Source organism: Pseudomonas sp. NEEL19 (assembly GCF_028751975.1).
GTDB lineage: Bacteria > Pseudomonadota > Gammaproteobacteria > Pseudomonadales > Pseudomonadaceae > Aquipseudomonas > Aquipseudomonas juntendi.
Genome location: NZ_CP081491.1, coordinates 125,119 through 138,858, shown reverse-complemented (window position 1 = coordinate 138,858; position 13,740 = coordinate 125,119). Strand labels below are relative to the sequence as shown.

Below are 13,740 nucleotides of genomic sequence, written 5' to 3'. Positions count from 1 at the left end.
CGGGTTTTGAATGGCAGTCCGGCTAGGACAGTAAGCAACACCTTCCGCCCTCAACATCCCTACGGACTTGAACATGTCTAACGACACCGTGCACGTATGCACACTCAACGCGAATGGTTTTCGACCTGTCTTGCACTCAGCATTGTTACGCAATGCAGTGCGGGCAGCCGTACTTGGTACGGCCCTGGGCCTGAGTACTATTCCACTGGCCGCCATGGCGGCGGAAACAGCCCAGGTCAGCCAGCACTATTCCATACCTGCAGGCCAGCTGGACGATGTGCTCAGCCAGTTCGCCCGCCAAGCCGGCATCACACTGTCGAGCACGCCGCAGCTCACCAACGGTTTGCAGTCCAGCGGCCTCAATGGGCAATACGCCACCGAACAGGCTCTGCGCCAACTTCTCAATGGCAGTGGTTTGCGAGCTGTCAGCCAAGGGGGGCACAGCTACGTGTTGCAGGCGCAGCCGCTGGACGCAGCGTTGTCGTTACCAGACACCGACGTCCGCGGTTTCAGCCTGGGTAATGCGCTGGGTAGCACCGAGGGCTACAACGCGACCCACAGCCAAGTGGCGACCAAGACCAGCATGCCGCTTGTGGAAACATCGCAATCGGTGTCTGTGGTGACCCGCCAGCAGATCGACGACCAAGGGTCACAGACCGTCGCCCAGGCCATGCGCTATACACCCGGGGTGCTAACCAACCCCTACGGTGCCACGCACCGCTATGACTATGTGGCGATGCGCGGCTTCAACGACGGCTCGGTAGACAACATCTACGTCGACGGGCTCAAATCCATGGGCGACAACGGCACCTACAGCACCATGCAGGTGGACCCGTATTTCCTGGAGCGCATCGACATCCTCAAGGGGCCGTCCTCGGTTCTGTACGGCCGCAGCTCACCAGGTGGGCTGGTCGCGTTGACCACCAAGAAACCGCTGTTTTCCGCCTACCATCAGGTACAAGCTACGGTCGGCACCCAGGGCCAGCGCGGCATGGGCTTCGATTTCAGCGGCCCAGTGGATGAAGACCAGCGTATCGCCTATCGCCTGACGGGCCTGGCGGATGCCTCTGACACGCAGTTCGACCACAACAAGGAAGAACGCTACGCCATTGCTCCCGCGATCAGCGTGGACTTCAGCGAAGATACTTCGCTGACCTTGCAGGCCTATCTGCAGCACGACCCCAACGGCGGCTACCACGGCGGTAACCCGGCAGACGGCATGCTGCACCCGCGTAATGGCTTGCGCCTTTCCGATCACTTCTTTGAAGGCGAAACGGGTATCGACAGCTACGAACGTACGCAACAGTCGTTCAGCTATCAGTTCGAGCACCGCTTCAATGACATCTTCACCGCTCGGCAGAACTTCCGTTACCAGGATTCCGATGTGTCGATGGACCAGGTTTATTCCGCCGGTTGGGCAGATGCCGAAAGCAATATCCTGAACCGCGCCTACACCGGCGGCGACGAGCGGCTGCATTCGTACATCATCGATAACATGCTGCAGGCAGAATTCTTCACCGGCGCCGCCAAGCACACCCTGCTAATGGGCACGGACTACCAGCGACGCAAAGCTGACGTTGAATGGCGTTACGGTACCGTAAACCCGTTGGACGCCGGCAACCCGCAGTACGGTAATGGCAATCTGCAGCTGCTGGGAGAAAACCGCTATCAGCGCCGTTTGCAGCAAACGGGGGTATACCTGCAGGATCTGCTGGAGCTTGATCAGTGGCGCTTTTCCCTGGGGCTGCGTCAGGACTGGGTGAAGGTGTCCGAACAGAACCGTGACAGTGATACCAAGGTGAATGACCAGCGTTCGAAGTTCACAACGCGTGCCGGCGTGCTTTACCTGTTCGAAAATGGCATTGCGCCCTATGTCAGTTACTCGGAGTCATTCAACCCGAATACCGTCTCCGATCAGGATGGCCGGCCTCTGGCACCTACCGAGGGTACGCAGTGGGAGGCGGGCATCAAGTATCAACCCAGCGGCAGCGACAATTTGTTCACCGCGTCGGTATTCCGCATCGAGCAAGAGAACCTGGCGTCGAAACAACCGAACGAAGACTTCTATCGCGCTGTAGGTCAAGTGCGCTCGCAGGGCCTGGAGCTGGAGGCACATGTGCAGCTCAGCGACAGCCTGAAGCTGCTGGGTGGCTACACCTTTACCGATATCGAGTATTCCAAGTCGATGCCGAGCCTGGTGTCGGGCAACCTGGACAACAAGGGCAACTCGCCGACTCAGGCGCCAAAGCAGATGCTCTCGCTATGGGCTGACTACAACTTCCACCAAGGGGTCCTGGATGGCCTGCGGCTGGGCGGCGGCGTTCGTTATGTGGGGTACAGCTGGGTGGATGCGGAAAACAGCATGAAGGTGCCCTCCTACACGCTGTTCGATGCTTCCGTGGGCTATGACCTGGGCAAGGTCGGCCTGACCGGTGTAGATGTGCGCCTGAACGCCAATAACCTCACCAATGAAAGCTACATCACTTCATGTGCCAGCCTGAACTACTGCTACATGGGTGAAGAGCGCAATGTGAGTGCAACAGTGAGTTATCAGTTCTAGGCAGATGGCCAGGGCTGTTTGGCGCTTTCACTGCAGCCCTGAAAAGACAAAGCCCCTGTCTGCATCGCAGACAGGGGCTTTGGGTTTGAATCTTGACGATGACCTACTCTCACATGGGGAAACCCCACACTACCATCGGCGATGCATCGTTTCACTGCTGAGTTCGGGATGGGATCAGGTGGTTCCAATGCTCTATGGTCGTCAAGAAATTCTGTGTGCTGGCCCGTCACTCGAACGTGCCTGCGAATCTCTGTAGTTCCTACTTAAAGACAAAACCCCTACCTGCATGTGCAGATAGGGGTTTTGCGAAATGAATCTTGACGATGACCTACTCTCACATGGGGAAACCCCACACTACCATCGGCGATGCATCGTTTCACTACTGAGTTCGGGATGGGATCAGGTGGTTCCAATGCTCTATGGTCGTCAAGAAATTCTGTAGCCAGAATGTCCAGATGGACAGCCCAGCGAATCCGGATATGTGATGTTTGTGATGCCTTGCGAACTTTCGGTTCATGTCATCTTCACCACCGCAATCTGCGTCAGCAAATTGCTTGGGTGTTATATGGTCAAGCCTCACGGGCAATTAGTATTGGTTAGCTCAACGCCTCACAGCGCTTACACACCCAACCTATCAACGTCGTAGTCTTCGACGGCCCTTTAGGGGATTCAAGATCCCAGTGAGATCTCATCTTGAGGCAAGTTTCCCGCTTAGATGCTTTCAGCGGTTATCTCTTCCGAACATAGCTACCCGGCAATGCCACTGGCGTGACAACCGGAACACCAGAGGTTCGTCCACTCCGGTCCTCTCGTACTAGGAGCAGCCCCTCTCAAATCTCAAACGTCCACGGCAGATAGGGACCGAACTGTCTCACGACGTTCTAAACCCAGCTCGCGTACCACTTTAAATGGCGAACAGCCATACCCTTGGGACCGGCTTCAGCCCCAGGATGTGATGAGCCGACATCGAGGTGCCAAACACCGCCGTCGATATGAACTCTTGGGCGGTATCAGCCTGTTATCCCCGGAGTACCTTTTATCCGTTGAGCGATGGCCCTTCCATACAGAACCACCGGATCACTAAGACCTACTTTCGTACCTGCTCGACGTGTTTGTCTCGCAGTCAAGCGCGCTTTTGCCTTTATACTCTACGACCGATTTCCGACCGGTCTGAGCGCACCTTCGTACTCCTCCGTTACTCTTTGGGAGGAGACCGCCCCAGTCAAACTACCCACCATACACTGTCCTCGATCCGGATAACGGACCTGAGTTAGAACCTCAAAGTTGCCAGGGTGGTATTTCAAGGATGGCTCCATGAGAACTGGCGTCCCCACTTCAAAGCCTCCCACCTATCCTACACAAGCAAATTCAAAGTCCAGTGCAAAGCTATAGTAAAGGTTCACGGGGTCTTTCCGTCTAGCCGCGGATACACTGCATCTTCACAGCGATTTCAATTTCACTGAGTCTCGGGTGGAGACAGCGCCGCCATCGTTACGCCATTCGTGCAGGTCGGAACTTACCCGACAAGGAATTTCGCTACCTTAGGACCGTTATAGTTACGGCCGCCGTTTACCGGGGCTTCGATCAAGAGCTTCGCTTGCGCTAACCCCATCAATTAACCTTCCGGCACCGGGCAGGCGTCACACCCTATACGTCCACTTTCGTGTTTGCAGAGTGCTGTGTTTTTAATAAACAGTCGCAGCGGCCTGGTATCTTCGACCGGCATGAGCTTACGGAGCAAGTCCTTCACCCTCGCCGGCGCACCTTCTCCCGAAGTTACGGTGCCATTTTGCCTAGTTCCTTCACCCGAGTTCTCTCAAGCGCCTTGGTATTCTCTACCTAACCACCTGTGTCGGTTTGGGGTACGGTTCCCAGTTATCTGAAGCTTAGGAGCTTTTCTTGGAAGCATGGTATCAACCACTTCGTCGCCTAAAGGCAACTCGTCATCAGCTCTCGGCCTTGAAATCCCGGATTTGCCTAAGATTTCAGCCTACCACCTTAAACCTGGACAACCAACGCCAGGCTGGCCTAACCTTCTCCGTCCCTCCATCGCAATAACTGGAAGTACAGGAATATTAACCTGTTTTCCATCGACTACGCTTTTCAGCCTCGCCTTAGGGACCGACTAACCCTGCGTCGATTAACGTTGCGCAGGAAACCTTGGTCTTTCGGCGTGCGAGTTTTTCACTCGCATTGTCGTTACTCATGTCAGCATTCGCACTTCTGATACCTCCAGCAAGCTTCTCAACTCACCTTCACAGGCTTACAGAACGCTCCTCTACCGCATCACCAAAAGGTGATACCCGTAGCTTCGGTGCATGGTTTGAGCCCCGTTACATCTTCCGCGCAGGCCGACTCGACTAGTGAGCTATTACGCTTTCTTTAAAGGGTGGCTGCTTCTAAGCCAACCTCCTAGCTGTCTAAGCCTTCCCACATCGTTTCCCACTTAACCATGACTTTGGGACCTTAGCTGACGGTCTGGGTTGTTTCCCTTTTCACGACGGACGTTAGCACCCGCCGTGTGTCTCCCATGCTCGGCACTTGTAGGTATTCGGAGTTTGCATCGGTTTGGTAAGTCGGGATGACCCCCTAGCCGAAACAGTGCTCTACCCCCTACAGTGATACATGAGGCGCTACCTAAATAGCTTTCGAGGAGAACCAGCTATCTCCGAGCTTGATTAGCCTTTCACTCCGATCCACAGGTCATCCGCTAACTTTTCAACGGTAGTCGGTTCGGTCCTCCAGTCAGTGTTACCTAACCTTCAACCTGCCCATGGATAGATCGCCCGGTTTCGGGTCTATACCCAGCGACTAAACGCCCTATTAAGACTCGCTTTCGCTACGCCTCCCCTATTCGGTTAAGCTCGCCACTGAATATAAGTCGCTGACCCATTATACAAAAGGTACGCAGTCACCTAACAAAGTAGGCTCCCACTGCTTGTACGCATACGGTTTCAGGTTCTATTTCACTCCCCTCTCCGGGGTTCTTTTCGCCTTTCCCTCACGGTACTGGTTCACTATCGGTCAGTCAGTAGTATTTAGCCTTGGAGGATGGTCCCCCCATATTCAGACAAAGTTTCTCGTGCTCCGTCCTACTCGATTTCATTGACAAGAGATTTTCGTGTACGGGGCTATCACCCACTATGGCCGCACTTTCCAGAGCGTTCCACTAATCTCAAACCAACTTAAGGGCTGGTCCCCGTTCGCTCGCCACTACTAAGGGAATCTCGGTTGATTTCTTTTCCTCAGGGTACTTAGATGTTTCAGTTCCCCTGGTTCGCTTCTTGCACCTATGTATTCAGTACAAGATACTCAGCTTATGCTGAGTGGGTTCCCCCATTCAGAGATCTCTGGATCACAGTCTGTTTGCCGACTCCCCAAAGCTTATCGCAGGCTACCACGTCTTTCATCGCCTCTGACTGCCAAGGCATCCACCGTATGCGCTTCTTCACTTGACCATATAACCCCAAGCAATCTGGTTATACTGTGAAGACGACATTCGCCGAAAATTCGCATTTCGCTCAGTTAAGAGCAGAACTCACAAATTTTACCTTAGCCTGATCACACACCAGTGAAAGTGCGTGTCAGTCTATATCTATCACATATCCGAATTTTTAAAGAACGATCTGACAAAAGTCAGAAATCAACATTCATCAACGAATGTTCATTTCTAATTTCTGAGCAGGAGCAACATCTACCGCAGAAAGTGGTGGAGCCAAGCGGGATCGAACCGCTGACCTCCTGCGTGCAAGGCAGGCGCTCTCCCAGCTGAGCTATGGCCCCGTATTCTACGGCTGAACCATGTAATGGTAGGCCTGGGCAGATTTGAACTGCAGAAGAGCCGTCCTCACCACTCTTTATCCAGAGGCATGGGGTGCTCAACATTCCAACCAAAAATGGTAGGTCTGGGCAGATTTGAACTGCCGACCTCACCCTTATCAGGGGTGCGCTCTAACCAACTGAGCTACAGACCTAATGGTATAACTTTGGGTCTTGATCGTCTTTTACAATGAATCAAGCAATTCGTGTGGGAGCTCATCAGTAGGCTGATGTCGTCGATTAAGGAGGTGATCCAGCCGCAGGTTCCCCTACGGCTACCTTGTTACGACTTCACCCCAGTCATGAATCACACCGTGGTAACCGTCCCCCCGAAGGTTAGACTAGCTACTTCTGGTGCAACCCACTCCCATGGTGTGACGGGCGGTGTGTACAAGGCCCGGGAACGTATTCACCGCGACATTCTGATTCGCGATTACTAGCGATTCCGACTTCACGCAGTCGAGTTGCAGACTGCGATCCGGACTACGATCGGTTTTGTGAGATTAGCTCCACCTCGCGGCTTGGCAACCCTCTGTACCGACCATTGTAGCACGTGTGTAGCCCAGGCCGTAAGGGCCATGATGACTTGACGTCATCCCCACCTTCCTCCGGTTTGTCACCGGCAGTCTCCTTAGAGTGCCCACCATAACGTGCTGGTAACTAAGGACAAGGGTTGCGCTCGTTACGGGACTTAACCCAACATCTCACGACACGAGCTGACGACAGCCATGCAGCACCTGTGTCAGAGTTCCCGAAGGCACCAATCCATCTCTGGAAAGTTCTCTGCATGTCAAGGCCTGGTAAGGTTCTTCGCGTTGCTTCGAATTAAACCACATGCTCCACCGCTTGTGCGGGCCCCCGTCAATTCATTTGAGTTTTAACCTTGCGGCCGTACTCCCCAGGCGGTCAACTTAATGCGTTAGCTGCGCCACTAAAATCTCAAGGATTCCAACGGCTAGTTGACATCGTTTACGGCGTGGACTACCAGGGTATCTAATCCTGTTTGCTCCCCACGCTTTCGCACCTCAGTGTCAGTATCAGTCCAGGTGGTCGCCTTCGCCACTGGTGTTCCTTCCTATATCTACGCATTTCACCGCTACACAGGAAATTCCACCACCCTCTACCGTACTCTAGCTTGCCAGTTTTGGATGCAGTTCCCAGGTTGAGCCCGGGGCTTTCACATCCAACTTAACAAACCACCTACGCGCGCTTTACGCCCAGTAATTCCGATTAACGCTTGCACCCTCTGTATTACCGCGGCTGCTGGCACAGAGTTAGCCGGTGCTTATTCTGTCGGTAACGTCAAAACAGCAAGGTATTAACTTACTGCCCTTCCTCCCAACTTAAAGTGCTTTACAATCCGAAGACCTTCTTCACACACGCGGCATGGCTGGATCAGGCTTTCGCCCATTGTCCAATATTCCCCACTGCTGCCTCCCGTAGGAGTCTGGACCGTGTCTCAGTTCCAGTGTGACTGATCATCCTCTCAGACCAGTTACGGATCGTCGCCTTGGTGAGCCATTACCTCACCAACAAGCTAATCCGACCTAGGCTCATCTGATAGCGCAAGGCCCGAAGGTCCCCTGCTTTCTCCCGTAGGACGTATGCGGTATTAGCGTTCCTTTCGAAACGTTGTCCCCCACTACCAGGCAGATTCCTAGGCATTACTCACCCGTCCGCCGCTGAATCAAGGAGCAAGCTCCCGTCATCCGCTCGACTTGCATGTGTTAGGCCTGCCGCCAGCGTTCAATCTGAGCCATGATCAAACTCTTCAGTTCAATACTGCTTGGGTTTTTAAGAAACCCTAAACTTGGCTCAGCAATCTCAAATGACTATGTGATTTCTCGCATGGCCACTTGTGATGCTGATAATCTTTTTGACTATCAGTCCGTACTCACAAGCACCCACACGAATTGCTTGATTCGATTTGTTAAAGAGCGGTTGGCTAAGAGTGTTTCGTCTCAACCGAGGCGCGCATTCTACGCTTTCCTCAGAGCCTGTCAAGCGTTAATTTTGAAGATTTTCGAGAAACTCGTTTAACTTCAGACACTTGACTCGCTTCGATCTCTCGTCGCGGGAGGTGAATAATACAGTATTCAAAAACACTGTCAACCACCTTTTACCACCACTGGAGGGCTCGTGAGCCAACCAGGAGAAGCGACAGCTTCTACTTAAAGACAAAACCCCTACCTGCATGCGCAGATAGGGGTTTTGCGAAATGAATCTTGACGATGACCTACTCTCACATGGGGAAACCCCACACTACCATCGGCGATGCATCGTTTCACTACTGAGTTCGGGATGGGATCAGGTGGTTCCAATGCTCTATGGTCGTCAAGAAATTCTGTAGCCAGAATGTCCAGTTGGACAGCCCAGCGAATCCGGATATGTGATGTTTGTGATGCCTTGCGAACTTTCGGTTCATGTCATCTTCACCACCGCAATCTGCGCTAGCAAATTGCTTGGGTGTTATATGGTCAAGCCTCACGGGCAATTAGTATTGGTTAGCTCAACGCCTCACAGCGCTTACACACCCAACCTATCAACGTCGTAGTCTTCGACGGCCCTTTAGGGGATTCAAGATCCCAGTGAGATCTCATCTTGAGGCAAGTTTCCCGCTTAGATGCTTTCAGCGGTTATCTCTTCCGAACATAGCTACCCGGCAATGCCACTGGCGTGACAACCGGAACACCAGAGGTTCGTCCACTCCGGTCCTCTCGTACTAGGAGCAGCCCCTCTCAAATCTCAAACGTCCACGGCAGATAGGGACCGAACTGTCTCACGACGTTCTAAACCCAGCTCGCGTACCACTTTAAATGGCGAACAGCCATACCCTTGGGACCGGCTTCAGCCCCAGGATGTGATGAGCCGACATCGAGGTGCCAAACACCGCCGTCGATATGAACTCTTGGGCGGTATCAGCCTGTTATCCCCGGAGTACCTTTTATCCGTTGAGCGATGGCCCTTCCATACAGAACCACCGGATCACTAAGACCTACTTTCGTACCTGCTCGACGTGTTTGTCTCGCAGTCAAGCGCGCTTTTGCCTTTATACTCTACGACCGATTTCCGACCGGTCTGAGCGCACCTTCGTACTCCTCCGTTACTCTTTGGGAGGAGACCGCCCCAGTCAAACTACCCACCATACACTGTCCTCGATCCGGATAACGGACCTGAGTTAGAACCTCAAAGTTGCCAGGGTGGTATTTCAAGGATGGCTCCATGAGAACTGGCGTCCCCACTTCAAAGCCTCCCACCTATCCTACACAAGCAAATTCAAAGTCCAGTGCAAAGCTATAGTAAAGGTTCACGGGGTCTTTCCGTCTAGCCGCGGATACACTGCATCTTCACAGCGATTTCAATTTCACTGAGTCTCGGGTGGAGACAGCGCCGCCATCGTTACGCCATTCGTGCAGGTCGGAACTTACCCGACAAGGAATTTCGCTACCTTAGGACCGTTATAGTTACGGCCGCCGTTTACCGGGGCTTCGATCAAGAGCTTCGCTTGCGCTAACCCCATCAATTAACCTTCCGGCACCGGGCAGGCGTCACACCCTATACGTCCACTTTCGTGTTTGCAGAGTGCTGTGTTTTTAATAAACAGTCGCAGCGGCCTGGTATCTTCGACCGGCATGAGCTTACGGAGCAAGTCCTTCACCCTCGCCGGCGCACCTTCTCCCGAAGTTACGGTGCCATTTTGCCTAGTTCCTTCACCCGAGTTCTCTCAAGCGCCTTGGTATTCTCTACCTAACCACCTGTGTCGGTTTGGGGTACGGTTCCCAGTTATCTGAAGCTTAGGAGCTTTTCTTGGAAGCATGGTATCAACCACTTCGTCGCCTAAAGGCAACTCGTCATCAGCTCTCGGCCTTGAAATCCCGGATTTGCCTAAGATTTCAGCCTACCACCTTAAACCTGGACAACCAACGCCAGGCTGGCCTAACCTTCTCCGTCCCTCCATCGCAATAACTGGAAGTACAGGAATATTAACCTGTTTTCCATCGACTACGCTTTTCAGCCTCGCCTTAGGGACCGACTAACCCTGCGTCGATTAACGTTGCGCAGGAAACCTTGGTCTTTCGGCGTGCGAGTTTTTCACTCGCATTGTCGTTACTCATGTCAGCATTCGCACTTCTGATACCTCCAGCAAGCTTCTCAACTCACCTTCACAGGCTTACAGAACGCTCCTCTACCGCATCACCATAAGGTGATACCCGTAGCTTCGGTGCATGGTTTGAGCCCCGTTACATCTTCCGCGCAGGCCGACTCGACTAGTGAGCTATTACGCTTTCTTTAAAGGGTGGCTGCTTCTAAGCCAACCTCCTAGCTGTCTAAGCCTTCCCACATCGTTTCCCACTTAACCATGACTTTGGGACCTTAGCTGACGGTCTGGGTTGTTTCCCTTTTCACGACGGACGTTAGCACCCGCCGTGTGTCTCCCATGCTCGGCACTTGTAGGTATTCGGAGTTTGCATCGGTTTGGTAAGTCGGGATGACCCCCTAGCCGAAACAGTGCTCTACCCCCTACAGTGATACATGAGGCGCTACCTAAATAGCTTTCGAGGAGAACCAGCTATCTCCGAGCTTGATTAGCCTTTCACTCCGATCCACAGGTCATCCGCTAACTTTTCAACGGTAGTCGGTTCGGTCCTCCAGTCAGTGTTACCTAACCTTCAACCTGCCCATGGATAGATCGCCCGGTTTCGGGTCTATACCCAGCGACTAAACGCCCTATTAAGACTCGCTTTCGCTACGCCTCCCCTATTCGGTTAAGCTCGCCACTGAATATAAGTCGCTGACCCATTATACAAAAGGTACGCAGTCACCTAACAAAGTAGGCTCCCACTGCTTGTACGCATACGGTTTCAGGTTCTATTTCACTCCCCTCTCCGGGGTTCTTTTCGCCTTTCCCTCACGGTACTGGTTCACTATCGGTCAGTCAGTAGTATTTAGCCTTGGAGGATGGTCCCCCCATATTCAGACAAAGTTTCTCGTGCTCCGTCCTACTCGATTTCATTGATAAGAGATTTTCGTGTACGGGGCTATCACCCACTATGGCCGCACTTTCCAGAGCGTTCCACTAATCTCAAACCAACTTAAGGGCTGGTCCCCGTTCGCTCGCCACTACTAAGGGAATCTCGGTTGATTTCTTTTCCTCAGGGTACTTAGATGTTTCAGTTCCCCTGGTTCGCCTCTTGCACCTATGTATTCAGTACAAGATACTCAGCTTGTGCTGAGTGGGTTCCCCCATTCAGAGATCTCTGGATCACAGTCTGTTTGCCGACTCCCCAAAGCTTATCGCAGGCTACCACGTCTTTCATCGCCTCTGACTGCCAAGGCATCCACCGTATGCGCTTCTTCACTTGACCATATAACCCCAAGCAATCTGGTTATACTGTGAAGACGACATTCGCCGAAAATTCGCATTTCGCTCAATTAAGAGCAGAACTCACAAATTTTACCTTAGCCTGATCACACACCAGTGAAAGTGCGTGTCAGTCTATATCTATCACATATCCGATTTTTTAAAGAACGGTCTGACAAAAGTCAGAAATCAACATTCATCAACGAATGTTCATTTCTGAATTCTCATCAGCAAATGAATCAAGCAATTCGTGTGGGAGCTCATCAGCAGGCTGATGTCGTCGATTAAGGAGGTGATCCAGCCGCAGGTTCCCCTACGGCTACCTTGTTACGACTTCACCCCAGTCATGAATCACACCGTGGTAACCGTCCTCCCGAAGGTTAGACTAGCTACTTCTGGTGCAACCCACTCCCATGGTGTGACGGGCGGTGTGTACAAGGCCCGGGAACGTATTCACCGCGACATTCTGATTCGCGATTACTAGCGATTCCGACTTCACGCAGTCGAGTTGCAGACTGCGATCCGGACTACGATCGGTTTTGTGAGATTAGCTCCACCTCGCGGCTTGGCAACCCTCTGTACCGACCATTGTAGCACGTGTGTAGCCCAGGCCGTAAGGGCCATGATGACTTGACGTCATCCCCACCTTCCTCCGGTTTGTCACCGGCAGTCTCCTTAGAGTGCCCACCATAACGTGCTGGTAACTAAGGACAAGGGTTGCGCTCGTTACGGGACTTAACCCAACATCTCACGACACGAGCTGACGACAGCCATGCAGCACCTGTGTCAGAGTTCCCGAAGGCACCAATCCATCTCTGGAAAGTTCTCTGCATGTCAAGGCCTGGTAAGGTTCTTCGCGTTGCTTCGAATTAAACCACATGCTCCACCGCTTGTGCGGGCCCCCGTCAATTCATTTGAGTTTTAACCTTGCGGCCGTACTCCCCAGGCGGTCAACTTAATGCGTTAGCTGCGCCACTAAAATCTCAAGGATTCCAACGGCTAGTTGACATCGTTTACGGCGTGGACTACCAGGGTATCTAATCCTGTTTGCTCCCCACGCTTTCGCACCTCAGTGTCAGTATCAGTCCAGGTGGTCGCCTTCGCCACTGGTGTTCCTTCCTATATCTACGCATTTCACCGCTACACAGGAAATTCCACCACCCTCTACCGTACTCTAGCTTGCCAGTTTTGGATGCAGTTCCCAGGTTGAGCCCGGGGCTTTCACATCCAACTTAACAAACCACCTACGCGCGCTTTACGCCCAGTAATTCCGATTAACGCTTGCACCCTCTGTATTACCGCGGCTGCTGGCACAGAGTTAGCCGGTGCTTATTCTGTCGGTAACGTCAAAACAGCAAGGTATTAACTTACTGCCCTTCCTCCCAACTTAAAGTGCTTTACAATCCGAAGACCTTCTTCACACACGCGGCATGGCTGGATCAGGCTTTCGCCCATTGTCCAATATTCCCCACTGCTGCCTCCCGTAGGAGTCTGGACCGTGTCTCAGTTCCAGTGTGACTGATCATCCTCTCAGACCAGTTACGGATCGTCGCCTTGGTGAGCCATTACCTCACCAACAAGCTAATCCGACCTAGGCTCATCTGATAGCGCAAGGCCCGAAGGTCCCCTGCTTTCTCCCGTAGGACGTATGCGGTATTAGCGTTCCTTTCGAAACGTTGTCCCCCACTACCAGGCAGATTCCTAGGCATTACTCACCCGTCCGCCGCTGAATCAAGGAGCAAGCTCCCGCCATCCGCTCGACTTGCATGTGTTAGGCCTGCCGCCAGCGTTCAATCTGAGCCATGATCAAACTCTTCAGTTCAATACTGCTTGGGTTTTTAAGAAACCCTAAACTTGGCTCAGCAATCTCAAATGACTATGTGATTTCTCGCATGGTCACTTGTGATGCTGATAATCTTTTTGACTATCAGTCCGTACTCACAAGCACCCACACGAATTGCTTGATTCGATTTGTTAAAGAGCGGTTGGCTAAGAGTGT

General features: G+C 52.7%; 1 protein-coding gene, 2 tRNA genes and 7 rRNA genes. 1 reads left to right on the top strand and 9 read right to left on the bottom strand.

Features of this window, described 5'->3' with window-relative positions:
• Positions 1-73 precede the first annotated feature (73 nt).
• Positions 74-2,560, top strand: a complete 2,487-nt coding sequence (locus tag K4A76_RS00650; protein WP_274411327.1) for a TonB-dependent siderophore receptor — start codon at positions 74-76, stop codon at positions 2,558-2,560.
• 90 nt (positions 2,561-2,650) lie between these two features.
• Here the strand turns inward: K4A76_RS00650 and rrf (K4A76_RS00645) are convergent.
• From rrf (K4A76_RS00645) to K4A76_RS00605, 9 genes are all read right to left on the bottom strand, one after another.
• A 5S ribosomal RNA gene (gene rrf, locus K4A76_RS00645) occupies positions 2,651-2,766 on the bottom strand.
• Between the two features lie 109 nt (positions 2,767-2,875).
• Positions 2,876-2,991: ribosomal RNA gene (rrf, locus tag K4A76_RS00640) — 5S ribosomal RNA — on the bottom strand.
• Between the two features lie 134 nt (positions 2,992-3,125).
• Positions 3,126-6,018 (bottom strand): 23S ribosomal RNA (locus K4A76_RS00635).
• 249 nt (positions 6,019-6,267) lie between these two features.
• Positions 6,268-6,343 (bottom strand) — tRNA-Ala (locus K4A76_RS00630).
• A 114-nt stretch (positions 6,344-6,457) separates the two neighbouring features.
• Positions 6,458-6,534 (bottom strand) — tRNA-Ile (locus K4A76_RS00625).
• An 86-nt stretch (positions 6,535-6,620) separates the two neighbouring features.
• Positions 6,621-8,157: ribosomal RNA gene (locus K4A76_RS00620) — 16S ribosomal RNA — on the bottom strand.
• A gap of 445 nt (positions 8,158-8,602) precedes the next feature.
• A 5S ribosomal RNA gene (gene rrf / locus K4A76_RS00615) occupies positions 8,603-8,718 on the bottom strand.
• Positions 8,719-8,852: 134 nt separating this feature from the next.
• Positions 8,853-11,745 (bottom strand): 23S ribosomal RNA (locus K4A76_RS00610).
• Positions 11,746-12,026: 281 nt separating this feature from the next.
• Positions 12,027-13,563, bottom strand: a 16S ribosomal RNA gene (locus K4A76_RS00605).
• The 16S, 23S and 5S rRNA genes sit together here with 2 tRNA genes alongside, the layout of an rRNA operon.
• Positions 13,564-13,740 lie beyond the last annotated feature (177 nt).